Source organism: Nocardia yamanashiensis (assembly GCF_021183565.1).
Classification (GTDB): domain Bacteria; phylum Actinomycetota; class Actinomycetes; order Mycobacteriales; family Mycobacteriaceae; genus Nocardia; species Nocardia yamanashiensis.
This window is the reverse complement of the sequence record NZ_CP089226.1, coordinates 6,976,714-7,001,727: the sequence shown is the minus strand read 5'-3', so window position 1 is coordinate 7,001,727 and position 25,014 is coordinate 6,976,714. Positions and strand designations below refer to the sequence as shown.

General features: G+C 67.6%; 24 protein-coding genes. 12 read left to right on the top strand and 12 right to left on the bottom strand.

Going from position 1 to position 25,014, the window contains the following annotated elements; all coding sequences use genetic code 11:
- Nucleotide 1: 1 nt before the first annotated feature.
- From LTV02_RS32260 to LTV02_RS32245, 4 genes are all read right to left on the bottom strand, one after another.
- Nucleotides 2-853 carry an HAD family hydrolase gene (locus tag LTV02_RS32260; protein ID WP_233035459.1) on the bottom strand — a complete coding sequence of 284 codons (852 nt, stop codon included), beginning with the start codon at nucleotides 851-853 and terminating at the stop codon, nucleotides 2-4.
- Nucleotides 853-3,252 carry a phosphoribosyltransferase gene (locus LTV02_RS32255; protein WP_233035458.1) on the bottom strand — a complete coding sequence of 800 codons (2,400 nt, stop codon included), beginning with the start codon at nucleotides 3,250-3,252 and terminating at the stop codon, nucleotides 853-855. The genes LTV02_RS32260 and LTV02_RS32255 overlap by 1 nt, the downstream gene beginning before the upstream one ends.
- On the bottom strand, nucleotides 3,249-4,403 hold the full coding sequence (locus tag LTV02_RS32250; RefSeq protein ID WP_233041786.1) for an HpcH/HpaI aldolase/citrate lyase family protein: 1,155 nt from the start codon (nucleotides 4,401-4,403) through the stop codon (nucleotides 3,249-3,251). Before LTV02_RS32250 ends, LTV02_RS32255 begins: the two co-directional genes overlap by 4 nt.
- Nucleotides 4,404-4,498: 95 nt before the next feature.
- Entirely contained in the window at nucleotides 4,499-5,704 is a 1,206-nt protein-coding gene (locus LTV02_RS32245; protein ID WP_233035457.1) for a hypothetical protein, read from the bottom strand.
- A 211-nt stretch (nucleotides 5,705-5,915) separates the two neighbouring features.
- On the opposite strand from LTV02_RS32245, the gene LTV02_RS32240 reads away from it, so the two are divergent.
- The 3 genes from LTV02_RS32240 to LTV02_RS32230 all read left to right on the top strand — a co-directional run bounded on the left by LTV02_RS32240 (nucleotide 5,916) and on the right by LTV02_RS32230 (nucleotide 8,422).
- The gene (locus LTV02_RS32240; RefSeq protein WP_067720440.1) at nucleotides 5,916-6,491 is read left to right on the top strand and encodes a TerD family protein; all 576 of its coding nucleotides are present in this window, start codon (nucleotides 5,916-5,918) and stop codon (nucleotides 6,489-6,491) included.
- A gap of 95 nt (nucleotides 6,492-6,586) precedes the next feature.
- The gene (locus tag LTV02_RS32235) at nucleotides 6,587-7,708 is read left to right on the top strand and encodes a DUF475 domain-containing protein (protein WP_233041785.1); all 1,122 of its coding nucleotides are present in this window, start codon (nucleotides 6,587-6,589) and stop codon (nucleotides 7,706-7,708) included.
- Between the two features lie 90 nt (nucleotides 7,709-7,798).
- Nucleotides 7,799-8,422, top strand: coding sequence for a TerD family protein (locus LTV02_RS32230; protein WP_233035456.1), 624 nt, complete (start codon nucleotides 7,799-7,801; stop codon nucleotides 8,420-8,422).
- 48 nt (nucleotides 8,423-8,470) lie between these two features.
- Here the strand turns inward: LTV02_RS32230 and LTV02_RS32225 are convergent, their stop codons facing one another.
- Nucleotides 8,471-9,433: a DUF389 domain-containing protein gene (locus LTV02_RS32225; RefSeq protein ID WP_233035455.1), complete on the bottom strand. Its 963-nt coding sequence runs from the start codon at nucleotides 9,431-9,433 to the stop codon at nucleotides 8,471-8,473.
- 37 nt (nucleotides 9,434-9,470) lie between these two features.
- A complete protein-coding gene (locus tag LTV02_RS32220) occupies nucleotides 9,471-10,397 on the bottom strand; it encodes a DMT family transporter (RefSeq protein WP_233035454.1) in 927 nt (308 codons plus the stop codon).
- Nucleotides 10,398-10,480: 83 nt separating this feature from the next.
- On the opposite strand from LTV02_RS32220, the gene LTV02_RS32215 reads away from it, so the two are divergent.
- Complete coding sequence (locus tag LTV02_RS32215) at nucleotides 10,481-11,014, top strand: CGNR zinc finger domain-containing protein (protein ID WP_233035453.1); 534 nt, start codon at nucleotides 10,481-10,483, stop codon at nucleotides 11,012-11,014.
- Here the strand turns inward: LTV02_RS32215 and LTV02_RS32210 are convergent.
- On the bottom strand, nucleotides 10,928-12,346 hold the full coding sequence (locus LTV02_RS32210; RefSeq protein ID WP_233035452.1) for a glycosyltransferase family 87 protein: 1,419 nt from the start codon (nucleotides 12,344-12,346) through the stop codon (nucleotides 10,928-10,930). The genes LTV02_RS32215 and LTV02_RS32210 overlap by 87 nt on opposite strands.
- 353 nt (nucleotides 12,347-12,699) lie before the next feature.
- Here LTV02_RS32210 and rpsF point away from each other — a divergent pair, with 353 nt between their 5' ends.
- The 6 genes from rpsF (at nucleotide 12,700) to LTV02_RS32180 (ending at nucleotide 18,094) form a co-directional block, all read left to right on the top strand.
- Nucleotides 12,700-12,990 (top strand): 30S ribosomal protein S6, encoded by a 291-nt coding sequence (rpsF, locus tag LTV02_RS32205; RefSeq protein WP_067720554.1) that lies wholly within the window; start codon nucleotides 12,700-12,702, stop codon nucleotides 12,988-12,990.
- Nucleotides 12,991-13,134: 144 nt separating this feature from the next.
- A complete protein-coding gene (locus LTV02_RS32200) occupies nucleotides 13,135-13,698 on the top strand; it encodes a single-stranded DNA-binding protein (protein ID WP_067720446.1) in 564 nt (187 codons plus the stop codon).
- A gap of 59 nt (nucleotides 13,699-13,757) precedes the next feature.
- The gene (gene rpsR / locus LTV02_RS32195; protein ID WP_067720447.1) at nucleotides 13,758-14,027 is read left to right on the top strand and encodes a 30S ribosomal protein S18; all 270 of its coding nucleotides are present in this window, start codon (nucleotides 13,758-13,760) and stop codon (nucleotides 14,025-14,027) included.
- Between the two features lie 17 nt (nucleotides 14,028-14,044).
- On the top strand, nucleotides 14,045-14,500 hold the full coding sequence (gene rplI / locus LTV02_RS32190) for a 50S ribosomal protein L9 (RefSeq protein ID WP_067720448.1): 456 nt from the start codon (nucleotides 14,045-14,047) through the stop codon (nucleotides 14,498-14,500).
- A 547-nt stretch (nucleotides 14,501-15,047) separates the two neighbouring features.
- Nucleotides 15,048-17,693: a replicative DNA helicase gene (dnaB, locus tag LTV02_RS32185; RefSeq protein WP_233035451.1), complete on the top strand. Its 2,646-nt coding sequence runs from the start codon at nucleotides 15,048-15,050 to the stop codon at nucleotides 17,691-17,693.
- A 209-nt stretch (nucleotides 17,694-17,902) separates the two neighbouring features.
- Nucleotides 17,903-18,094 carry a hypothetical protein gene (locus LTV02_RS32180; RefSeq protein ID WP_233035450.1) on the top strand — a complete coding sequence of 64 codons (192 nt, stop codon included), beginning with the start codon at nucleotides 17,903-17,905 and terminating at the stop codon, nucleotides 18,092-18,094.
- Nucleotides 18,095-18,146: 52 nt separating this feature from the next.
- On the opposite strand, the gene LTV02_RS39365 is transcribed toward LTV02_RS32180, so the two are convergent.
- The 4 genes from LTV02_RS39365 to LTV02_RS32160 form a co-directional block, all read right to left on the bottom strand.
- Nucleotides 18,147-18,707 carry a hypothetical protein gene (locus LTV02_RS39365; protein ID WP_067720451.1) on the bottom strand — a complete coding sequence of 187 codons (561 nt, stop codon included), beginning with the start codon at nucleotides 18,705-18,707 and terminating at the stop codon, nucleotides 18,147-18,149.
- Nucleotides 18,708-18,823: 116 nt separating this feature from the next.
- Entirely contained in the window at nucleotides 18,824-19,339 is a 516-nt protein-coding gene (locus tag LTV02_RS32170) for a hypothetical protein (RefSeq protein WP_233035449.1), read from the bottom strand.
- An 81-nt stretch (nucleotides 19,340-19,420) separates the two neighbouring features.
- Nucleotides 19,421-20,476 (bottom strand): alpha/beta hydrolase, encoded by a 1,056-nt coding sequence (locus LTV02_RS32165; RefSeq protein ID WP_233035448.1) that lies wholly within the window; start codon nucleotides 20,474-20,476, stop codon nucleotides 19,421-19,423.
- A 199-nt stretch (nucleotides 20,477-20,675) separates the two neighbouring features.
- Complete coding sequence (locus tag LTV02_RS32160) at nucleotides 20,676-21,737, bottom strand: erythromycin esterase family protein (protein ID WP_233035447.1); 1,062 nt, start codon at nucleotides 21,735-21,737, stop codon at nucleotides 20,676-20,678.
- Nucleotides 21,738-21,936: 199 nt separating this feature from the next.
- On the opposite strand from LTV02_RS32160, the gene LTV02_RS32155 reads away from it, so the two are divergent.
- Together LTV02_RS32155 and LTV02_RS32150 are read left to right on the top strand one after the other, a co-directional pair.
- A complete protein-coding gene (locus LTV02_RS32155) occupies nucleotides 21,937-23,907 on the top strand; it encodes a DUF6301 family protein (protein WP_233035446.1) in 1,971 nt (656 codons plus the stop codon).
- Between the two features lie 31 nt (nucleotides 23,908-23,938).
- Nucleotides 23,939-24,574 carry a class I SAM-dependent methyltransferase gene (locus LTV02_RS32150; protein WP_233035445.1) on the top strand — a complete coding sequence of 212 codons (636 nt, stop codon included), beginning with the start codon at nucleotides 23,939-23,941 and terminating at the stop codon, nucleotides 24,572-24,574.
- On the opposite strand, the gene LTV02_RS39360 is transcribed toward LTV02_RS32150, so the two are convergent.
- Nucleotides 24,575-24,994, bottom strand: coding sequence for a winged helix-turn-helix transcriptional regulator (locus LTV02_RS39360; protein WP_067720456.1), 420 nt, complete (start codon nucleotides 24,992-24,994; stop codon nucleotides 24,575-24,577).
- Between the last annotated feature and the right edge of the window lie 20 nt (nucleotides 24,995-25,014).

The window sequence follows — 25,014 nt, the reverse complement described above, 5'->3', positions numbered from 1 at the left end:
ATCAGGCGGCGACCTCCGGGGTGGCGTTGTGGAACCAGTCGAGGATTTCCTCACCGGCGAGAATGCCCGCCGCACTGGTGATGGTCAGGTTGGGCGAGGTCCAGGCGAGTTGTTCGAGTTCGCCGTGCCGGGGCCGGATGGCGGCGTCCGCGGCGCGCAGCATCTCCGCGTCCAGCGCGCCGTCACCGGCGGCCAGCACTCGCGAATCGGGTTCCAGCACACCGGATTCGATGAGCCGGCGCCGCACCTCGGCGACCGCGCGGCTCTTGCAGACGGCAGCGGGCATGGTGTAGATCTTGCGGCCCTGCTGAGAGGCGGACCAGCCGCGGGGGCGGCACCAGGCATCCCATCCGGCGAGGAAATCGGCGGGCAGGGCGGCGGTGTCGACCACCAGGTAGTTGAAGAGGTGGTCGGCGACCCGGAACTTCTTGACGAAGGAATCGCTGATGCGGGACCGGAGTTCGGCGTTCACCTGGGACAGGGTCGCGCTCGTGGTGCGGACCTCGGTGTCGAGGTCGATGCGCCAGCGCAGATCGGGCTTGCCGTGGTGCAGGATATTGCCGCCGTTGGTGGTGATGGCGTACGGCCACGGCGCGCCGGGCAGCCGGATCCTGTTGAACTGCTTGATGGTTCGCGTGGTGGTGGGGATGACCGCGGCCGGGACGGTGAGGGCTCGCATGCGATCCGCGGCGGCGGTGGTCATATAGGAGAGCGGGGAGCCCTCCAGGTGTTCCACCACCACCGTGGACGGCTCGGGCGCGGCGCCGAAGGCATTGCGGGAGTAGATCATGGTGCGATCGAGATCCGTCGCCACCAGCACGGATCTCGGGGACAGGCGTCTTCGGTGCGGCATTACTTCTTCACGTCCTTGATCAGGCCCATACAGGCGTAGGCGAGGTCGGGCACGACCTCGACCGGCACGCCCCGGGCGGCGGCGAGCAGACGGATGTGGGCGTGCTCCGGCGCGTCCGCGTCGCGCACCAGCACCCGCCAGGGCAGCCGGCGCAGCAGCACCCGGGTGGTCTCGCCGACACCGGGTTTCACGAAATTGACCGAGGCGATGCCGTACTCTTCGCGCACCTTCTCCACCGAGGCCCAGCCCGCCCAGGTGGGCGTGCGATCCGCGGCTCGCACCGCGGCGACCTGCGCGGGCACCTGCGGGCGGACGGCGTCGAAGCTCGCGCTCACCCGGTCCAGCAGGCGCGCGGACACATCGTCGGGGACCAGATCGCGGTAGTACTTGGCGCCGTGGAAGTCCCGGGGGCCGATCAGGGTGTCGTTGAGCACGGTGCGCGAAACCAGCCCGGACACCGTGGAATTCAGGCAGGCCGAGGCGATGAGGAAATCGTCGCGGGTGCCGTAGGTGCGCACGCAGCTGCCGGGATCGGCGAGCACCACCAGTTCGTCGTCGAAACGCGCGCCGCCCGCGGCCTCGTACGCCCGCAGCGCCTCGGTCAGTTCCCGGGTGATCGCGCCCTTGCCGGTCCAGCCGTCCACGAACACGATGCTCGCCGGATCATGGTGCTGGGCCAGGTAATCCAGCGCGACCGGGTCGATGCCCCGGTCCCGCACGATCGACACCGCGTAGTGCGGGACGTCCAGCCCGCGGGTCGCCAGCCAGCGGCGCATGAGGATGCCGACCGGCGTGCCCGCGCGAGCCAGCGACACCAGCACGATATCGGTGCCGCGCTGCGCCACCACGAGTTCGGACACCGTCGCCACCGCCAGCGCGAGGCGGTCGGCGCTGTCCTCGAGCACCCGGTCGAACAGCTCGCGGTAGGCGGCGTCGGGCTGGTATTCGATGGGCAGCGATTCCGCGTAGTGCGCGACGCCGGACTGGATGCGCTGTTCGCGCTCGGCCACCTCGGCTTCCAGATCCACCGCCGACAGGTCCTTGAGCAGCCAGGTCACCTCGTCGGCGGTATAGGACCCGAATTCCGGTCCGCGCAACGGTTTCGGCAGTTCGGTGCGCGCGGCGGCGAGGGCGCGCGGATCGGCCTCGGGGAGCACGGCCAGCACCACGTCCGCGCCGGACGCGGTGAGCACGTCGAGCAGCCCGCCGTCGGCGGTGAGCCGGTCGGTGTCGGCGGGTTCGTCGATGACGACCAGCAGGATCGGCGCCGCGGCGGCCGGTTCCGGCCAGGCCGCGTTGTAGACGTAGCGGGCCGCGTCCTCACCGGCTTCCGGTGCGGTGAAACGGAATCCGCGCCGCAGCGGGTAGCCGGGCTCGTCCAGCACGTACGCCGGGGAGCGGGTGGTGGTCTGGTAGCGGGTGGGGATGCCGCCGTCGGCGAGGGTCTCGGCCAGCCGCAACGGCAGGTACATGAGCTCCTCGTGACCGAGCACGATGATCGGCCGGGGGTGCCGGTCGCCGGCCGCGCCGCCCCAGGGCAGCGCGTCCAGTCCGCGCCGCAGCGTCCCGGCGGCGGCGGTCAGCGCGGCCTCGAAGGCGTGCCCGTCCGAGCGCAGGATGCCGTGCCGTCCGCCTTCGGGAACGCCTGCGGGCCAGGGCAGTTCGATCCGGGCGAGATGGCCGCGCGCGGCCGCGACCGGGTTCAGCTCCGGCTCGGGCAGCGCCTGCACGGAATCGACCAGGTTCGCCGGCAGCAGCGTCTCACCGGCGGCCAGGCAGACGGTGTCGATGCGCGCGCCGAGTTCGGCGGCGGCCGCTTCGAAAGCCGCCTTGTCCGCCTCGGTGCGCATGTCCACCAGCGAGGCCAGCACGTAGTGGGTGCGCGGGGTGAACTCGTGCAGCGCCCGGATGGCGTCCAGCGCCGTTGCGCCGGTGGAGATCTCGTCGTCGACCAGCACCATGGGCAGGGAGTTCAGGAAGATCCGCGCGGGCGCGGGCTGCAGCAGATGCGAGGTGGCGTGCGAATGCCCCTCCTCGAACCCGGTGAGCGTCTCGGCGGTCGGCACCTCGCGCCGGGTGGAGTGCAGGTAGCACTCGGCGTCCACCCGCGCGGCCACGCAATGCCCGAGTCCCGTTGCGGTCTCGGCGAATCCGAGCACCACCACCGGTCCGGTCACCACCTCGCGCACCAGCTCGCCCAGCCGGTTCCCGGCCTCGATCACCCGGTGCGGATCGGTCGGCAGATGCTTGCCCAGCACCGTGGACACCAGCAGGTGCGCCCGGCGCGGATTGCGCCGCAGCCCCGGTTCGACGAGCGCGGGGATCTCCCACTCCGCCACGTACGAATTGCCGTGCCGCAGTCCGAGTCCCAGCTCCCGGGTGGCCCAGGGCGAGCTCACGACGCCAGCGCTTTCAGCAGATCCACGAACGAAACCCCTTTGTTGGTGACACCGAATACCTTGGCTCGCAACAGCGTCTGGCGGGCCCAGCTGCGATGCGGCTTCATCTCGTTCATCTTGTTGCGATATTCCGAGGCCGCCACGCCGCCCGCGTCCTGCTGCAGGATGTCGAGCGCGTCGGAGTATTCCTCGTGGGTGACCACCGACAGCGCGTGCACCACCGCCACGTGCGAGGGATGGATGACGGTCTTGCCCTGGATGCCGTTGGTGCGATCGAGCGCGATCTCCCGCAGCAGCCCGTCCAGATCCCGGCTGACCAGGTACTCCCGGAACGGCACCGCGTCCACCTCGGCGAACGGGGAGGTGCGCAGCATGGGCCGGAACATGCGCTCGTGGTCGGCGAAGTACTCCCAGACCGGGCCGGTGATGGTGAAGCCGGTGCCGTCGGTGCGGCCCAGATAGTTCACGATGTCGGCGATCACGTCGGCGACCACCCGCACGTCGTAGATGGTGAGGTCGCGGTCGCGCCGGATGCCGAAGGTGGAGCACATGTCGGTGGCCCCGATGCGCACCGCGAGCACCTTGTCCCGGTGCGCGGTGAGCATGTCCTGGATGCGATGCAGTTCCAGATCCCGGGTCTGCCGGTGCACCAGGGCGGGCGATTCCAGCACCGGCATGCCGAACACGGTGCGCCCCAGGCGTTCCGACGCCGCTTCGATGGCCTCCAGGTACTTCTCGCCCGAGGCGCTGTCGAACTTGGGGAAGATGAAACCGGTCAAAACCCTTGCGCCGGGCCCGATCCAGTCGATGATCCGGCCGATGGTCTCGGCGTCGCGCACCCGCACGAACAGCAGCGGGAACAGGTCCACGCCCGCGCCGATCTCGTCCAAGGTGGCCGCGGCCTGGCGCTTTCCGAACTCCAGATCGTGGTCGGCGACGGCGTCCTCGAGGTCGATGACCATGGAGGTCACCCCGCGCTGAGCCCGCTTGATGATGGCGGCGGTGAGATCCTCACGGGTGGCGGGCACGTACAGCGTCGCGCCCAGCGCCATGGCGAGGGTGTCCCGGTCCAGGGATTCGCCGAACGGTTCGGGGGCGCGCAGGAACAATTCGCGTAGCTCGGGTCCCGGCACCTGCCGGTGATGTCTCAGGGGTATGCGCTTGTGCAGCGATACGGGAGCGACGTCCGGCCTGGTGGTGATAATCGCGGTCATCGTCCCCCATTTCTCCTACAAAGCGGTCGGTTCTATCTATCGGTATTTCGCATGCGTTCGACCACACCCGTGATGAACGCCGTAATGGCGTCGAGCTCGGAGACATAGGCCCAGTAGTCGGGATGCCGGCCCTCGGCGAGGCCGGCGGTGGCCCGATCCAGGCGGTCGGACTGGGCGTCCAGTACCGATCCCCATTGCGGGACGAGACCGCTGTTGACCGCCAGCATCTGCGCGTCGCGCAGTTTGAACCGGACGGCCTTGGCCTTGTCCTGCGGCTTGTCGCGAACCTCTCGCAGGAGGGTGAGCCGGTCGGTAACCGCGTCGGCTTTCTCCTCGGCGACAGCGAGCTGTCCGCGGGCGGATGTGGTCAGTTCAAGCGTTTGCTCCGGGTCGTTGTTCTGCAATGCCGCCCGGGCACGGGACAGATCCGCGTCGGCGGCGTCGATGGCCCGCAGGGCTTCGCGTTCATTGTTGGTCAAATCGGACGAACTCGCAGCGTTGAACTCCCGGAGCAGGGCGGACAGTGCTGGCGGGATCCGCTCCAGCCGATGGCGCGCGGCGGCCAGCCGGGTACCCGCCGAGGCCAGTGCGGTGGTGGCCGAATGCTGTTTGCCCGGTGCGTCTTCCAGGGCCCTTGACAAGGTTCTGGTGCGGGTCTCCAGGTGGGTTGCGGCCTCGCGCGCCGCCCCCGCGCCGGACCCCGCCAGCACCCCCTCCAGGGTGATCAATCCCTCATCCACGGCGGCCGCCGCGGCCCGCACCGACGGGTACCCGGCATACGGTGAAGCCGCCGCCGCTTCGCGCGCCGCCTGCGCCGCTGACCGCACCTGATTCACCAATTGCGGCACCGTCCCGTACACCGCGACCGCATGCTCCAGATGCGCCTGATTGCCCCGATAGAAGTCGTCCACCGCCCGCGCCGCGTCCCCGAGCCGACGGATCTGGGTGTCGACCTCCGGCTGCGCCACCGTGCCGCCGTCCCGTTCCACCTGGTCCAAACGCTCGGTCAGCGCCAGATACGCGCCCGCCGCGTCGTAGCAACGCGCCCGCACCGGCTCCCACGCGGCGGCCATCCCGCGCTCCGGGAACACCGCCGCCGAGGCCGCCACCGCCGCCTCGGCGATGCTCTGCCGCTTGTCCATGTCCAGGAAGGCCGCGGTCAGCGCCGAGCGCGCCTGCTGCACCCATTCGGTGTTCCGGGAAGATCCGCGGAACCATCCCCGTCTACGGCCTGTCACGCCCCGATCGTAGGAGACTGTTCACATCGTCGGCCACGTCCGCGATCGTGTGGGTGACAAGTCGTGCCACAGGAGTGTCCCGCTCCTTGTCCTCGGTTTGTTCCTGCACGGGGTCCACACTTGCTACTAGTGTCGTAGTGGCGGACCCGGCAAATCGGACATGCCGCGAACCAACAACGCTAGAACGCTTTCCTACGAAAGGGATTCCCGCATGGGTGTCAGTTTGTCCAAGGGCGGCAACGTTTCGCTGACGAAGCAGGCGCCGAACCTGACCCAGGTCGCCGTCGGCCTCGGCTGGGATGTGCGCACCACCACGGGGACCGACTTCGACCTGGACGCGAGCGCCATCGCGACCGGCGCCGACAAGAAGGTCGTGTCCGACAAGCACTTCGTCTTCTTCAACAACCTGTCTTCGCCCGAAGGCGCCATCGTGCACGCCGGTGACAACCGCACCGGTGAGGGCGAAGGCGACGACGAGGTCATCAACGTCGACCTGGCCGCCACCCCGCCGACCATCGAGTCCATCTTCTTCCCGGTCTCGATCTACGAGGCGGAGGGCCGCGGCCAGAGCTTCGGCCAGGTCCGCAACGCCTACATCCGCGTGGTGGATCGCGCCAACGGCAACGAGCTGGCCCGCTACGACCTGTCCGAGGACGCCTCCACCGAGACCGCCATGGTCTTCGGCGAGCTGTACCGCAACGGCGCCGAATGGAAGTTCCGCGCCATCGGCCAGGGGTACGCTTCCGGACTGGCCGGTATCGCCCGCGACTACGGCGTCACCGTCTAAGACGAAAGCAACACGCACCAGGGGGGCTCGGGCGTCGGGCCCCTCTACGTGCGAGCATCACCCGACCTGACTGACCCGGCACTACGAAAGGCCCCATTGCGGTGCGTATTTTCGGCCTCTCCATAGTCGTCACGATCGCATCGCTGATCGCGGCGTTCCTCTACGGCGGACCAACGGCGTTCGCGCTGTGCGCGATTCTGGGCATCCTCGAGGTGTCACTGTCCTTCGACAACGCGGTCATCAACGCCTCCATCCTGCAGAAGATGAGCGACTGGTGGCAGAAGATCTTCCTCACCGTCGGCGTGCTCATCGCCGTCTTCGGTATGCGCCTGGTGTTCCCGCTCGCCATCGTGTGGGTGACCGCGGGCCTCAACCCGGCCAAGGCCTTCGACCTGGCCATGAACCCGCCCGCGGACGGCGCGCTCGAATTCCCCAATGGGGACCCGAGTTACGAGAAGCTGCTGACCGACGCGCACCCGCAGATCGCGGCCTTCGGCGGCGCGTTCCTGCTGCTGCTGTTCCTGAACTTCATCCTCGAAGAGCACGAGATCACCTGGCTGGGCTGGCTGGAGCGCCCGCTCGCCAAGCTCGGCAAGCTCGACATGCTCTCCGTGGTCATCACCCTGGTCGGCATCGTGCTGGCCGCCGAATTCCTGGCCAAGGACAAGGATGTCAGCACCGTGCTGCTGGCCGGCATCCTCGGCGTGGTCACCTACATCGTGGTCGACGGCCTCGGCTCCATGTTCCACACCGAGGAGTTCGAAGAGGAGAACGCCTCCGGGCCTTCGGAATTGGTGAAGGCCACCGGTAAGGCCGGCTTCTTCCTGTTCCTGTACCTGGAAGTGCTCGACGCCTCGTTCTCCTTCGACGGCGTCATCGGCGCCTTCGCCATCACCTCCGACCCGATCCTGATCGCGCTGGGCCTGGGCCTGATCGGTGCCATGTTCGTCCGGTCCATCACCGTGTACCTGGTGCGCAAGGGCACGCTCTCGGAGTACGTGTACCTCGAGCACGGCGCGCACTGGGCCATCGGCGCGCTGGCGGTCATCCTGCTGGTGTCGATCGGCGTGCACATCAACGAGCTCATCACCGGTCTCGTCGGCGTCGGCTTCATCGGCGCGGCCTTCCTCACCAGCATCATCCGCAATCGTCGCGAAGGCGATGACGACGGCGGCGCCAAAAGCCTGAGCGAGCAGGAAGTCACGCCGGTAGGCTGAGTTCCGTCGCGACCCGCGCCCGTCCCACGCATTCGCGAGGTGGCGGGCGCGGGTTTTTCGTTATCCGAATCCCTGAGGGGGGAAGTGCGTATGAGCTCCAACCAGCCCGGTGGGGTCAACCTCGGCAAGGTCACGCTGTCCAAGGCCACGCCGTCGGTGAACCTCACCAAACCCGGTGACAGCCAAGGCGCGATGCGGGTCAACCTGAACTGGTCCCAGGGCGTCAAGCGCGGGCTGTTCCGGCGCTCCAATGCCGTCGACCTGGATCTGGGCTGCCTGTACGAGCTCTCCGACGGTCGCAAGGGCGTGGTGCAGGCGCTCGGAAACGCTTTCGGCTCATTGCAATCCGCGCCCTACATCCAGCTCGACGGGGACGACCGCACGGGCGCGGCCAGCGGCGGCGAGAACATGCACATCAACCTCGCCAAACCGGATACCTTCCGGCGCATCCTGATCTACGCGTTCATCTACGAGGGCGTGCCGAACTGGGCGGCGGCCGACGGCGTGGTGACGCTGTTCCCGACGCACGGGCCGCAGGTCGAGGTGCGGCTGGATTCGCCGGTGGACGGGGCGCGCTCCTGCGCGGTCGCGCTGTTGCAGAACAGCGGCGGCGGGCTCACCGTGCACCGGGAAGTGCAGTACATCAACGGTTCCCAGAGCGCCATCGACAAGGCGTACGACTGGGGTCTCAACTGGACGCCCGGGCGCAAATAAGGGGGGTGCGGGAGCGAAGCCCCCGAGAGTCCCGAGAGATCGGTCTGTTCAGAGCATGCGGCGCGGCACGGCCATGTGCCGGTGGCGCCGCACCGAGATCCGGGACCACAGGTGCTGCTGGACGAGCAGCGTGAGCCAGCCCGCGATCGCCATTCCGGCGACGTTCAGGAACAGCTGCGCGACACTGCCCCAAATGGTCGCGCCATTGCCGAACACGACGCCGAGGGCGATATTGCCCGCCGCCGGCACCGTGGTCACCGAGATGAAAACGCCTGCCAGCCCGAGGGATTTGGCCGAAGTGATGGCCAGCACGCCGGCCGCGCCCGCGATCACGGCGACGATGAACGACCACTTGTCCGGGGTGTAGATGAACGCGGTGCCCGGACGCGGGCCGATCACGTCCTCGAGGGTGATCCAGCCCAGGCCGCGCGCGATCAGGGCGAGCACGATGGTGATGCCGATGGCCACCGCGAAACCCGCCACCAGGGTGCGAATCGCCAATTGCAGCAGCATGAATCGCCGCCGCACCAGGGCCACGCCCAACGCCGCGATCGGACCGAACTCCGGGCCGAGCACCATGGCGCCGACCACCAGGATCTGCGAATCGGTGACGATGGCGATACTGGCGATGACCGTCGCCAGGGTCAGGAAACTCAGGTAGGTCCAGTTCAATTCGGTGTCGTCGTAGGCCCGCTGCGCCACCTCCGCCCACACCACCGCGTCCGCACTACTGCCCGGCGTGCGCACCTCCGCTTCGAAACCCTTGCGCGACAACCAGGTATCGACCTGCTCCAGCTCGACGCTGCCGTGCTGGTGCACGCGCATGGCCCGCAATTGCTGCACGATGAGGTTCGCGCCCTCGCGCGCCACCTGCGCCATGATCAGGTCCCCCGCCGGGCGGATCGCCGCGCCGCGCAGAACGACGAGCCCGCTCACCGCGCAGTCGTCGTCGAAGAGGGCGAGGATATCGTCGGTCATCGTGGCGGGAGCCATGATTCGCAGGTGCAGCATGGCTGACAGTCTGCCGTGCTCCCGCCGGGGCGTCCGGTTATCTACCGGCGGGGACCGCCGGTGTCGCGACCGGAACGGGATCGGCGGGTGCGGCGCTCACGGCGGGCGGGACCGCGCGGCGCGAGGCCAGGATCAGGCCCAGCACGCCCAGGGTGAGACCGGCGACGGTCACCGGGCCGACCGGCTGGTCGATGATCAGCCAGGCCATGATCGCGGTGACCACGGGGGTGGCGAAGAACAAGCGGCCCACGCGGGTGGTGTCCCAGCGCTGGAACATGGTGTTGAGCAGCAGGAACGCACCCATGGAGTTGATCAGCACCATCCACACCATGGAACCTGCGAAACGGCCGGGATCCGAGATATGGAAGGCGTCGGTCAGGACCGCCAGAATTCCGGCGAACGGCGCGCTGACGGCCACGTGCACCGCGGTGCCCGCCTTGGGATCGACCCCCGGAGTGAAGCGCTTCTGGTAGACGGTGCCGAGGCTGAGACCGGCGAGGCCGAGCAGGCACAACAGCAGGCCGGCCAGGGAGAAGCTGGATTGGTCGACGACCGCCAGACCGACGCCGAGGCCGCCGATGCCGAAGCCCAGCCACTGGCGGGACGTCACGGTTTCGCCGAGCAGGCCCGCGAAGACCGCGATCACCACCGGGCTCAGGCCCTGCACCAAGGAGATGACGGCGGCGCTGACGTGTTCGCCCATGGCGGTGTAGAAGGCGCCGAACTGCACCATCTGCATGAGCAGGCCCGCGATCACGCTGTGGCCCAGGACCTTTCCGCGCGGCCAGGGCGTGCCGGTGACCAGAACGAGCAGGATGAGCAGCGCGCCGGCGATGCCGAAGCGGGCGAACAGCACCAGCATCGGCGGGGCCGCGCCGACGCCGATGATTCCGGCGATGAAGGCGCTGCTCCACATGAGGATCAGCGCGGGCGGGCCCGCTACTTCGAAGAGCCGGTTGTTCATGATTCCTCCCGCGCTAACCATCTTGACCGGTTACCACCGTCGCACCGCAGCACATAACCTGTCAAGGCGGTTACTATGGCGGGGTGTTCACCTTCGTCAGCGGCAATCGCACCCTGGACTTCATCGGCACGGTGAAGGCCCGCCGCAGCGCATTCGACGACCTCCTCACCAGCCCCGCCGAACTGGGGAAATGGCTGACCGAGGCCGGAATACTGGATACCGCGCCCGAGGTCGGCGCGGACACCCTGCGCCGCGCCACCCGGCTCCGCGAAGCCGCCTGGCACCTGGCGCTCGCCGAAACCGACAGCGCGCCACTGCCCGCCGCGGACCTACGGATCGTGAACGAACTCGCGCACGGCGAACCCATCCGGGCGACCCTGCACGCGGACGGCAGCGTGCGGCGCACCGGCACCGCCGAACAGGCGCTCACCGAAATCGCCAGGGACGCCATCGAACTGTTCGGCGGCGCCGACCATTCGCGAATCAGGGAATGCGGGCGACCGGAATGTACCCGGCTCTATATCGACACCTCACGCGGCGGTTCGCGCCGCTGGTGCGATATGACCATCTGCGGAAACCGGGCCAAGAGCGCGGCTTTTCGCGCCCGGCAGAGCTAACAGCCCGCCCCGGCGCGGATGCGCCCAGACGAACATGAAGAAGAACAACACCAGCAGCGCGGCCCGGCCCCACACGCCGAACTGCACGATGCTCTCCTCCAGATCGGCATTGTGGCCCTGGCCGAGAGCATAGAAATAGCGGAAGACGCCGATGCCGATGGCGGCATCGGCCAGCAGATACACCCCGATCAGCGACCACGGGATCTCCAGCAGCACCAGGAACGGGATCAGCCACAGCGTGTACTGCGGCGAATGCACCTTGTGGAACAACAGGAATCCGCACAGCATGGCCGCGCTGACGCCGATCCACGGATAGTTCCCGCGAATCTGGAAACGCTTCCAGCCGATCCACACCGCCAGCGCGAACGAGGCCAGCACCAGCGCCGGCGAGGCCACCGACACCACGTTCTGGAAAGAGTTCTCGGCATCGGGCCCATTGCCGAACAGCGGCCGCAGACCCCAGTACCAAATGGAATTGGTGGTGATATCGGCCTGGCGCAATTGCTGGAAGGTGATGGACGCGCGCCAGCCCTCGTAACCGGCCAGCGCGAACGGCAGATTCACCGCCACCACCGTGCCCAGCGCCGCGCCCGCCACCGCCAGCGCGCCGCGCACGTCGTATTCCCGCCGCTCCCGGCCGTTCTCACCGACCAGCACGTGAATCAGCAAGGGCAGCACGAAGATTCCCGGATACAACTTCAGGCAGAAACCGATGCCCAGCAGGATCGCGGCGATGATTCCCCTGGTGCGCAACGAATATCGCGGCAGCGCGGCCACCACGTACACCGCCGCCACCGAGGTGCACACCACCGGCAGTTCCCAATTGTGGAACGCGTACAGCACCAGCGGCGGCCCCGCCGCCCACAGCAGCGCCGGCCATCCCGACAATTTCCCCAGCAGATACGCGGTCAGCAGCGCGAACGGCACCAGCAGCCAGGCGCTGTGCAGCAGGAACTGCGCGTCATTGCGCGCACCCAGCCCGCCCAGCCACATGAAAAGCCCACTGAGCACCGGATATTCGACCACACCCCCGGTCAGCGTCCCGTCCGGCGTGATCCCCCCGTTCACGTACGGGAAAACATGCTCGTTGATATCCCGCCCCAGCCAGAGGAACTGGATATCCGAATAACAGACGTCGGAGTCCTTGATCCGATCGAAGATCAGACTCCGCCCGTTGCCGTCGAACGGCGACCCGGCACAGCGCGCCTTGTTGAAATACGCGAACAACAGCGTGACCCAGCACACCAGCACGGCGATGACACCGATAGTTCCCGGATCCCGCGGCAGACGACGCCCGGTGACCGGTGCGCTGGCGACGGGTCGGTTCGACATGGGGACCAATGTAAGCGGACCTCCCGCGTGTCGGCTTCCTTTACCCTCATCGCGCCCCGAACCCCGCACGTCAACACCTCCCCCCTAATCCGCGGCGGGCAACGCCCGGCGGCATCGGCTCGGCTGACGACGCGGGCTTCCTTGGTGCCCACGTCTCGTCCAACCGCGCCGACACGGCGGGCATGGCCTTTCCCCTGCTTTTCCCGGCGCCCCGCACGTCAGTGCGGGGCGCCTATCCGCTTTTCGGCTGCGCAACAGCCCCATGTACTCTTGTCGGGTTGCTGACGCAACGAACCCTCCTGCCCACGGACCGTCCGTGGGCCGTTTCCAGTCCACAGGAGGTGATGAGGTCCGTGCGTCATTATGAAGTGATGGTCATTCTCGATCCGAGCCTGGACGAGCGCACCGTCGGCCCGAATCTGAACACCATGCTCGGTGTTGTCGGGACCGAGGGCGGCAAGGTCGACAACGTCGACATCTGGGGCCGCCGTCGTCTGGCCTACGAGATCAACAAGCAGGCCGAGGGCATCTACGCGGTGGTCACGCTGACCGCCGAGTCCGCGACCGTGAGTGAGCTCGACCGCCAGCTGGGCCTGAACGAGTCGGTGCTGCGCACCAAGGTGCTGCGCCTCGACAAGAAGTAGTCCAGTCCTCCCGCGACGTCGCTCGTAAATCGTCGGTCCCTATCTCTAGGCTGACTGGCAAACCGTGCGCTGAGCCCGAATTCGGGCACTGTCGGCGCACGGGCGCGAGCGAGTTGCGGACTGCACCGGAAAGCAGGAGGAACCATGGCCCAAGGCGACACGGTCATCACCGTCATCGGAAATTTGACGGCTGACCCCGAGCTTCGATTCACGCCCGCGGGAGCGGCCGTCGCGAACTTCACGGTCGCGTCGACTCCCCGTGTGTTCGACCGTAATACTAATGAATGGAAAGACGGCGAAGCGCTTTTCCTGCGCTGCAACATCTGGCGTGAAGCTGCGGAGAATGTCGCCGAGAGCCTGACCCGAGGCTCGCGAGTGATCGTGAGCGGTCGACTCAAGCAGCGCTCCTACGAAACCCGCGAGGGTGAGAAGCGCACCGTGGTCGAACTCGAGGTCGACGAAGTCGGGCCCTCGCTGCGCTACGCGACCGCGAAAGTCAACAAGACCACCCGTGGCGGTGGTGGCGGCGGCTTCGGCGGTGGCGGTGGCGGCCAGCAGGGCGGCGGCGGAGGCGGTTTCTCCGGTGGCGGCAGCAGTGGTGGCGGCGGAGGTCGCGGCGGCCAGAGTGCCGGCGACGACCCGTGGGGCAGTGCGCCCGCGGCCGGCTCCTTCGGGGGCGGCCAAATGGACGATGAACCGCCGTTCTAGCGAACGGCTTTCCTAGGAATCCACCAGGCTGGGTTCCCGAAATTACGGAGTGAAAGACCATGGCCAAAGCACCGGCACGCGAAAAGGTGCTGAAGAAGAAGGCTTGCACCTTCTGCAAGGAAGACAAAGCCGGCAAGAAGAACAACACCCACGGCGCCAAGATCGATTACAAGGACACCGCGCTGCTGCGCAAGTACGTGTCCGATCGTGGCAAGATCCGCGCTCGCCGGGTGACCGGCAACTGCGTTCAGCACCAGCGCGATATCGCCGTTGCCGTCAAGAACTCGCGTGAGGTCGCTCTGCTGCCTTACGTGTCCACCGCTCGCTGAGAAGGGAAGGCACAGCAATGAAGTTGATCCTCACCGCTGATGTCGACAACCTCGGTGCGCCCGGCGACACCGTGGAGGTCAAGGACGGCTACGGCCGCAACTTCCTCCTGCCCCGCGGCCTGGCCATCGTGGCCACCCGCGGCGCGCAGAAGCAGGTCGAGGGCATTCGCCGGGCGCAGGACGCCCGCCGCGTGCGCGACCTGGACCACGCGAACGAGCTGAAGCAGGCCCTCGAGGGCCTGACCGGCGTGGCGCTGTCCGTGAAGACCGCGGGCACCGGCAAGCTGTTCGGTTCGGTCACCGCCGCCGATGTGGCCGCCGCGATCAAGACCGCGGGCGGTCCGGTCGTCGACAAGCGCAGCATCGAGCTGCCGAAGGCCCACATCAAGACCACCGGCAAGCACAACATCGTGGTGCACCTGCACCCGGACGTGGCTGCCAAGGTCGAGCTGCAGGTCAGCGCAGCCGAGTAATTCGGCCATTCGGAGGTCATCGCCGCAGTGCGCGGCGGTGGCCTCCGATGTTGTTTGCGGCCTGTGGAAGAAAAATCAAACCAACCTTCCGGCTTGTGTGACAGGTCACCTATCGGCGATCAACTGTTCACCCAACACGCGCGGAAGCGTGTGCCGAGCGACACGCCGCACCAAAATGATCCACAGTTGCGAACACTGAGAATCAGGCCACTACCAGCAGATTGACAAGCGCTGTCCGCTGTTGTCCCCAAGTAATACACAGGGGGTGCACAACAGCGGGTGAACAATACCCAGATTGTCCACAGGTGTGTGCACAGCTCGGTTTGGCGAGTGCCCTCCCGGTCGCCTAGGTTCGCAGACATTGTCGTGACCACAGTCCGGAGACGGCACGACTCCGCCTACCCTGCCTTGTAGCCACGGGTTTGCCGACCACCCAAGCCTTTTCGGCGTGTCGGCTCCGCGTGGCAGCCCGAACATGTCGGTGCGCAGGCGTAGAACGAGTCATTGACGTCGTTCCGGGCGCGAGGAGAGAGGACGGTCGAGCCAGATGGCAGTCATCGACGATCGCGGCCACGATGAACACGAGCCCTCCGGATATCCCGAAGCTCCCGGCGAGGACTTCGGCCGCCAACCCCCGCACGACATGGCCGCCGAACAGTCCGTGCTGGGCGGCATGCTGCTGTCCAAGGACGCCATCGCCGACGTGGTGGAGGTGCTGCGCCCCGGCGACTTCTACCGCCCCGCGCACCAGGCCGTCTACGACGCCATCCTCGACCTCTACGGCCGCGGCGAACCCGCCGACCCCGTCACCGTCGCCGCCGCCCTCGACCGCAAGGGCGAACTCAAGCGCATCGGCGGCCCGCCCTATCTCGTCACCCTGACCCAAACGGTGCCCACCGCGGCCAATGCCGGCTACTACGCCGAAATCGTCGCCGAGAAGGCGATTCTGCGCCGCCTGGTCGAAGCCGGCACCCGCATCGTCCAATACGGCTACGCCGGCGCCGACGGCCAGGACGTGGCCGAAGTCGTGGACCGCGCCCAGGCCGAAATCTACGAGGTCACCGAACGCCGCTCCACCGAGGACTTCGCCCCCCTGGAGGAAATCCTCCAGCCCACCATGGACGAACTCGACTCCATCGCCTCCCGCGGCGGCATCTCCCTCGGCGTCCCAACCGGATTCACCGAACTCGACGAACTCACCAACGGCCTGCACGCCGGTCAGATGATCATCGTCGCGGCCCGACCCGGCGTCGGCAAAGCGCTCGCGTTGGACACTCCGCTGCCGACGCCCACCGGATGGACCACCATGGGCGAGGTCCAGGTCGGCGATGATCTGCTGGACGCACACGGCCGCCCCACCCGTGTGGTGGCCGCGACCGAAGTGATGGCCGGCCGCCCGTGCTTCGAGGTCGAATTCTCCGACGGCACAGTGATCGTCGCAGACGAACAGCACCAATGGCTCACCGAGACCAGGGCGTCGCGCCGCTCGGCGCAGCAGGCCGCGTCCGGCAAGAACCGCTACCGCAGCCAGCAGACTTTCGCCGAGGTCCGGACCACCGCCGAGATCGCAACGACCCTTCGCTGTGAAACGGCGGATCGCCGACTCAATCACTCGGTTGTGAATACCGAGCCGCTGAATCTGCCCGAGCGCGAATTGCTCGTGCCGCCCTACACTCTCGGCGCTTGGCTCGGTGACGGTAGTTCCGCCTGCGCTCAATTGACCAGCGCGGACCCCGAAGTCATCCTCCACATCGAAAACGAAGGCATCGTCGCGGTGCACTCCGAGCGCGTGGCGCTGCGGTACAGCCTGCAGTTGCCCGCGGAGGAACCCATCGCTCCTCGCGAATGTGTCGTGTGCGGCAAGGAGTTCGTGCCCTTCACGAGCGAAGTACGTACCTGCGGCCGATCCTGCGGCGGCAAGGCACGCTTCCTGTCGGATCCGGTCCCCGCTCCGACCTGCTCACACTGCGGTGGCCCATCGATCGGCCTGCGAATGTGCCAGGAATGCCGGAACAGCATCGGATCCGTCCAGGCTCGGCTGCGCACTATCGGCGTCCTGGAGAACAAGCACATCCCGATCGAGTATCTGCGTGCCTCGGAAGCACAACGCCGCGCCTTGCTGGCCGGCCTGCTGGATACCGACGGCACCGTCACCAAGGGCGGATCGGTTCAATTCTCGGTGACCAATGCGCGTCTCGTCCGGGATGTCGAAGAACTCATCGTCAGCCTCGGTTACCGCTGCCAGCTGTCCACCAAGCGGGTGCGCGGCCGGACCGAAGATTCCTCGACCGCCTACACACTGACGTTCCAAACCGAGGACGAAGTCTTCGGCCTGAGCCGAAAAGAGCTGCTGCACAAGCAACGTCGTGGCGCGACGAATACCACACGCTCCGGTTCACGTTTCGTTGTCGACGTCCGCCCGATCCCCAGCGTCCCGGTGCGCTGCGTCGAGGTCTCGAACTCCGAACACCTCTACCTCGCGAGCCGGTCGATGATCCCGACCCACAACTCCACCCTGGGTATGGATTTCATGCGCAGTTGCTCCATCAAACACGGCCTGGCGAGCGTCATCTTCTCCCTGGAAATGAGCCGCACCGAAATCGTCATGCGTCTCCTATCCGCGGAAGCGAAAATCAAACTGGGAGATATGCGTTCGGGTCGGATGAGCGACGACGACTGGACCAAACTCGCCCGCCGAATGAGCGAAATCAGCGAAGCGCCTTTGTTTGTGGACGATTCGCCGAACCTCACCATGATGGAGATTCGAGCCAAGGCCCGCCGGCTCAAGCAACGGCATGACCTCCGCCTGGTCGTCGTCGACTACCTCCAGCTGATGACATCAGGCAAAAAGGTCGAATCGCGCCAGCAGGAAGTCTCCGAGTTCTCCCGAAGCCTCAAGCTGCTGGCAAAGGAACTCGAGGTGCCCGTGATCGCAATCTCGCAGCTCAACCGTGGTCCCGAGCAACGAACAGACAAACGTCCGATGGTGTCAGATCTTCGCGAATCGGGCAGCCTCGAGCAGGATGCCGACATGGTCATCCTGCTCCACCGACCCGATGCGTTCGAGCGCGACGACCCACGCGGCGGCGAGGCCGACATCATTGTCGGCAAGCATCGAAACGGCCCGACAGCGACGATCACGGTCGCACACCAGCTGCACCTGAGCCGGTTCGTCGATATGGCTCGCGGATAACAACCACCTCAAATATGGCGACGGAACACCATTCCGTCCGTAAATGATGCACCGGTGTATCCAAGGTGAATTCTCGGAACCGCGATGCCGTTGGCCTGTACACCCTTTCGAATGTGATGTTTACAACAGTGTTGCACTGAGATCTGTTCGTGATATTCATTCAGCGTTCGATCGAACTAGTCGGTCGTTCAGTTGATGAGGAGTTCCAAATGAGCAAGATGCGCGTGCTCGGTGTGGCCGCTGTGGCCACCGGTCTGATCTTCGGTGCGACCGGCGTCGCCAATGCCGCCGATCCGGCGCCGGCCCCGGCCACCGGTTCGTCCGCTGGTTCCGCCGACCTGGTGTCGAAGAACCTGGCCGCGATCCTGAAGTCGCTGTCGACCGGTTCCGCCACCAAGTAATTCTTGGGGGGCGCCGCATGCCTCGTGCGAGGGCGGGCATGCGGCGCGGGAATCACTTTGCTTGGGCTTTCGCGCCGGTGGGGGCTACGGCGAACCAGGTGCCGCCGACGCCCTGGCCGTTGAGGTCGCCGGGGGTGCGGTCCTTCGAGAAGTAGTAGACGGGCCAGCCGCCGATGGTGATCTGGCAGGAGCCGTCGGCGCGTTCGATGAAACTTGTTTTGGCGGGGTCGATTCCGTCGAGGTAGAGGGCTTGACCGCGGGCCACGAGGAGCGGGGGCCAGGTGGTGGCGCAGTCGCCGGCGCAGTTGGAGGCCGAGGGGTTGGCCGTGTCTTTGTCGAAGCGGTAGAGGGAGCGGCCTTCGCGGTCGGTCACGCGCTGGCCGACTTTGGGGTCGGTGACCACTTTGAGCTGGACCGCGTTGACGCCGTCGGGAGCGGTGCCGGTGTAGATCTTCAGCCAGCCTTGGGTGCGGGCGGGGGTCGGCGTCGCGGATGTACCGGGGGCGGTGTCGGCCAACGCGGGGGTCGCGGTGAGGGTGAGGATGCCGGTGGCGGCCAGGGCGAGGGTCGCGGTGGCGAGGAGGGTTTTGAGTTTCGGCGCGGGGGTCGTCACGGTGGTTGCCTCTCGGGAGCTGCGGGCTGTTGGAGGCAATTGTTCGGATTTCCCGCCGAAAGTTCTGTTCGCGCAGCGACATCCGTTGTGTAAGCGCGCCGACATAAAGGCGAGCGTCAGGCTTCGTGCACGCGTACCAGTCGGAGCGGGGCGGGGCGGCCGAAGGGGATGATGCGGGCGGTGCCGGAGACGTAGAGATCGGGCCGGACGCGCGCGGGATGGGTTGCGTGCGCATCGGTTTCGGGCATGTCGACGACGATCCAGGATTGCGCCAGCAGGCAGGCGAAGGCGATGAGCGCCCCGGCGGTCCAGGCGATCGGCCCGTGCAGGCCGAGATGCGCCGAGGACCAGGCGATTCCGAAGGCGAGCAGTGCGCCGGCGGGCGTGATCAGGTACCAGGTGGCGGCGGCGCGGCGGGGCAGCAGCGGGTCGCAGATGGTGAAGCCGAGGCCGAGCCACCAGAACGGGTTGGCGAGTACGGGCATCACGGCGAGCCACAGCAGGGTGGGCCAGTCGGGTGGCGGGTGGTGGGCGGTGGACCAGCCGCCGAGCACCGCGTCCATGACCGATAGCGGCATGGCGATCAGCATGGCGGTGACGGCGATGCGTACCTGCCAGATTCGCCATTTCATGATGCGCTCCTCGCTTAGATCTCGGGCCGGCCGGATGCCGCTGGAGGACACTCGGCCGGCCCGTTGCCGGTGGATGGCCGACTAACCGATATTGGCGGAGAGGTCGGGGATCATCCGGTGGGCCTCGTCCTGCCAGTTGTTCCAGGCGTGTATTCCGTATTCGGGGAACGACCAGGCGGCATTACCACCGCCGAGGGTGGCGAGGCGCACTTGGAAGGCGCGCGTGTTGGCGAGGGCCAGTGCTTCCAGGGCCATGCCGTTGACGGTGCCCATGTTCGGGCCGTCCATGGCGGTGGGCCGGCCGCTGGCGGCGGCGATGTAGAGCCGGGTGTTGTTGGCGACCAGGTTGGGCGCGAAGACGAAGGGGTCCATGCGCAGCCATTGCGGTCCCCAGGGCGGGGCCATGGAGTCGACGTTGTAGCCGCCGGCGTCGATCATGCCGAGCCGGATGGCTTCGCGCATACCGGGTCCGGAGTTGTTGAGGTAGCCGGAGAAGGAGCCGGCGAAGCTGAACTGGTCGGGATGGTAGGCGGCCAGGGTGAGTGCGGCGCTGCCGCCCATGGAGAGTCCGAACACGCCGTTGCGATTGGGGTTGAAGCCCAGCCGATCTCGCAGTGCCCAGCGCAGGTCGCGGTTGAGGAAGGTTTCCCAGTCGTACCGGTAGCTCTTGCCGGGTCCGCCGGAGAGCGCGTCGGTGGCGCCGGATCCGGTGTTGGCGGAACCGGTTCCGGGCGGGATGCCGAAGAAGGAGCTGGGCGCGTTCCAGTCGGCGTAGAAGCTGGACTGCCCGCCGACGGGCATCACCACATTGATGTTCCAGCTCGCCAGGGTTTCGGCGATATTGGTTTCGATTTCCCACCCGTTGAGGTCTTCGCGGGCGCGCATACCGTCCAGCGCGTAGACCACGCGGTTGGTATTGCCGTCGGCGGCGCGCATAATTCGAGTCTTGATGGGGCCCATGACCGGTGAGTCGACCCAGAAGTCGAAGGCGGCCGGATTGAACGCGGCCGTGGCGGAGGGCGCGCCGAGCACGCTCACCAGGGGCGCCAGCAGCGTCAAGGCCACCAGCAGCACCGTCCGGCGGAGCCTGCCCCGGTTGGGTTGGGTCGAATTCGATCTACCGGGAACCGATCTCATCGCTACCGATCCTTTCGTTCGAGCGGCCGGGTGAGCGGCCGCCGGTACTACGGATCCGGTCCCCGCACCGGACTGACACGTGAGGGCGCGACCGCGGCCGGAAGCCGCTGTCGCGCTTGCTCGAATTCCCTATCGTTCACATCGAGAGTTTTGCTACGTGTTAGCCACAAGAGGTTTCGGTGCCTGGTATCGCCGCTGATCAGGCCAGCCAATGGACCGGCGAGACCTCCTGGAAATGGATGATCGCGTCGAAGGCGACGGACAGCGCGGGCACGGTCAAGCGGGCGGCGGCGTCCTGGGCGGGGTCGTAGATCCCGCTGACGACGCGCAGGGCCGCGGGTCCGGGGACCTGCCCGGACGGGTCGCGCAGGTCCGCCCAGAGGACCGGTAGCGGGAATTCGCCGAGGTAGGACTCGACCAGACCGGTCTGTGGTGCGGGCAGGCGGTGCAGCCCGAGATCGCCGTGATGGAAGGTGACGGCAATGGACGCGTACCGCTCCCCCAGTTCCCGGCGCAGCACGCTGCCCGCGCTCGGGGCGGTCGGGTCGGGTGCGTTGTCGCCGTATCCGGTCGGAGCCGCGGCGGTGTGCGCGATCCCATCCCAGTAAACGATGGGCGAACCGAATCGGCGGTGATCGGCGAGCATCGATTCCGCCCAGGCGGCCTCGTCGGCGGCGAAACTCCCGCGCCCGGCGACGCTCCCCTCGTGGAAGGCGACGATCGAACGCACCCGCCGCAGTACGTCCTCGGGCAGCCCTGGCGCCGCACGCAATACCGCCTCGACCGCACGGGCCCGCGCCGCGAACGATCCACCCGGGTGCACGCCCCGCGCCTGCTGCACATGCTCGTCCACGGTGTGCGCGGAGCGAATCAGAATCAGCGGTGCCCGCACTTCCTCCAGCAGCGCGGGCGCGTGTTCACCGACCGCCGCGAGCACGCTGTCGTAGTCCGCGACCTGCGCCTGCGCCGGTTTCACCCCGATGATCCGGACCCGATCGCCGGGATGCGCCCGATTGAAGTCGCGGATCCAATCCAGCGCCGCCGCCATCTCCCGCGTTCGCCAAGGACCCCAGGCGTTTTCGAGTGCTGCGACGGCGCTCCCGCCGTCCCGCACGTACTCGTCCAGCCGCGCCCCGACGTCCGCGCCGTCCTGCACCGCCAGCACCCGGAACCCGTGCGCCCGGACCAGTTCCCGGAACACCCGGTCCCGGGCGTCGAACGTCTCCCGCGAGAACCGCGTCGTCTCACCGATACCCACCACGGCCGCACCGGCGACGGATCACGCCAGCGCTGCCGCGGCGTCCCGATCGAAGGGCCGAATGTCCAGGTCACGAAGTGTCGCAGTCATATCGGCGACGCTACGGCCGCCCGCCCGTGCCTCGCCTCTGTCGAATGACCGGGTTCGCGTCCACGCCGATGAACCCATCGACCGGACGGTGGGCCGGGGTTACTGTCGCCAGGTGGGTTTCGCGGTATACGTCGATATGGCGGGAGCGGTCGAGATCGTCAGGGCCGCCCGGGACTTCAAATGGTCGTGGGGACCGGACAATGTGCGTGATTTCGCGCGCCGGGCGGGCTGGGGGAAGCCGGAACCGGTCGGCACCATGCGCCGCGGCCCGGTGTTCGCGCGGACCGGGCTCGGGGTGTGGTTCGACTCGGCCATGTTCTGGGGCAGCGGTTACGGCCTGCGCTATGTGCGCGTGACGGTTTCCGACGCGCCGGCCCCGGACGCCTTCGCCCGCGAGGAGCATCTGTCGGCCGCGTTCGCGCAGCTGCGGGACAAGCTCACCCGCCTGTACGGCGAGCCGGAACCGGGTGCGGGGCCGGACGACGGAGTGTCCTGGAATTTCTCGAACCTGATAGTGGGCTTGACCGATGCCGCGGGCACGGTCGATCTGCTGCTGGTGAATCCGATCGAGCAACGGTATTGGATGGAGCGCCGCCACGACGCGGTGCGCCGACGGGCCGCCCTGGGCGGCTGGGGCCGGGTCGCCGAGGATCTGGCCGCGTTCCTGGAGCGGCTGCCGGTGGACGCGCGCGTGGTGCTGACCGCGCCGGGCGGCCGCTACGTGCAGTTCGCGGTGGACGAGACGGTCTGGCACGCCGAGCTGAGCCGCAGCGAATTCGTCGACCCCACTTGGCGTTACGGCGCGGAGGTGGAGCGGGTGCTGCGCGCGCACGGCTGGTCGGACGCGCCGGACGCGAACTGGTGGCGCACCCTCCCCCGTGGTTCGGGCACGGCGGCGGTCAGCAATTTCGCGCTGCGTTCGGTGGAGGCGCTGCGTTCGCTGGGTGTGGCGGCCGCGACGGATCTGGTGGCGGACGCCTGGGTGGAGGGCGGCGCGGATATCGATATCGCGCCGCTGGGTGTGCCCGCGCATCCGACGTCACGTTCGCAGCGCGCCGAATTCCTGCGCCAGCACGCCATTTCGGTATTCGATGCCGGCCCGCTGCGGGTGGATATCCCCGCGGGCGTCGAGATCGCCCGCGCCGCCCGTGATTTCGACTGGACCTGGACTCGCGCCGATGTGGATCGTTTCGCGGAGCTGACCGGCTGGCGCTGGGAGGGTGTGGTGCGCGGCCTGACCGGCCCGGGGGTGCGGGAGCAGCGCGGGACCGCGGCGGCGGTGAGCGCCTGGCCGCGTGATCGGATCGTGCGGGCGGTGACCGAGGTGCGGGTGGACGGCGCCCGGGCGCGGTTCTGTTTCGACGGCGATCGGCTGGAGGCGGTGTGCGTGAGCATCAGCGACAGCATCGAATCCGCGCTGTACGAGGACGGTTTGCCGGTGGAGGTGCGGGAGCAGCTGACGGCCGCGCATACCCGGGCGACCGAGGGGCTGCGGGAGGAGTTCGGCATGCCGGTGCACGGCACGCTGTGGCAGGCGCACGGTCCGGTGTGGGCGAACGCGCGGCTGACGCTGGGTTTGGTGGCCGGGCCGGACACGGTCGAGTTGTACATCGTGAATCCGGCCGAGCGCGCCCGCCGGCTGATTCCGGAGCAGCAGCACACCGCACGCCGGGCGGGCAATCGGGAATGGCGGCAGTTCTTCGACGAACTGGCTTGTCTGGCGGGCGATTTGGCGCCGGGCGGGCATCTGACGGTGGATTCGGATCTGGACGGCGGCGCCCGCATCGACCGGGATGTGGAGGGCGTGCGGGTGCGGCTGGACGCCGTCGCGGGCAAGGAGCTGCCGCCGCGAGTCACCGAACTCATGACGGCCAATGGCTGGTCGCGCCCCGACAGCGGGAATCCGCATTGGCGGTACGGTATGCGACTACCCGTGCTGTTCCGCGATTTCCGCTACTACGTGGAGTTCGCGCTGTGGCCGCTGTGCACCCGGATGCGGCCCGGCACGGTACTGCGGGTGTGGCTGGACGGCGCCGATCAGGGCCTGCGCACCCCGTCGACGGGTTCGACCAGCAATGTGTGACCGGTCCCGGGGGCGCGCTTAGAGTCGTGGGGTGAACGAGATCGAGGATGTGCGGATCACCCGGGCGGCCTACGACGAGGTGGCCGAGCTGTATACGGATATGGCCCGCCCGCTGCTGGGTGAGAATCCGTACGATCGCGCGCTGCTCGGTATTTTCGCGGAGCTGAGCGATGACGCGGCCGGTCCGATCGCCGATGTGGGCTGCGGGCCGGGTCGTATCACCGGCTATCTGAACAGCCTGGGCCGCAATGTGTTCGGCGTCGATATCTCGCCGGAGATGCTGCGGATCGCGCGCAGTGAGTACCCCGATCTCGTCTTCGAGCTCGGCGCGCTGGAGGAGCTGCCGCTGGCCGACGATTCGCTGGGCGGCCTGGTGGCCTGGTATTCGATCATTCACACTCCGCCGGAGCGCGTGCCCGCCGTGTTCGAGGAGTTCGCGCGCGTAATGCGTTCGGGCGCACCGCTGTTGCTGGGTTTCCAGGGTGCGGATACCGCACAGGGCGTGCAGGAGTACGACCACAAGGTCGCCCTCTCGTACAGATGGGCGCCGGATACCCTGGCAGAAGTATTGGGCGGCAGCGCTTTCCAGGTGCAGTCCCGATTCGCCCGCGTCGCCCGCCCCGACGAGCGCACCCCGCAGGGCGCGCTGATCGCCATCCGGAACTAGTCAGCCGATCGGCGTCGGTTCCGCCGCCTGCCGTTCGTCGAATTCCGCTCGGGCGGTATCGAGTTCGTCGGCGTGCCGCAGCGCCCACTGCCCCATCGCGTGGGTGATCTGGCCCAGTTCCGCGCCCAAGGCGGTGAGCGAGTATTCGACGCGCGGCGGCACGGTCGGGTAGACGGCGCGCCGCACCAGGCCGTTGCGTTCCAGATCGCGCAGGGTGCGGGTGAGCATTTTCTGGGTGATGCCGTCCAGCCGCCGCCGGAGTTCGTTGAACCGCACCGGCTCGCCGCTCGCGCGCAGGACGCCCAGCACCAGCATCACCCATTTGTCGGCGAGGACGGCAAGGGTGTCCCGCGCCGGGCAGCGCTGAAGGTAGCTCTCGACCAGATTCGGGGATTTCGCCCAGTCGGAGACAGTATCCATCGGGTACCTCGGGATCGAAA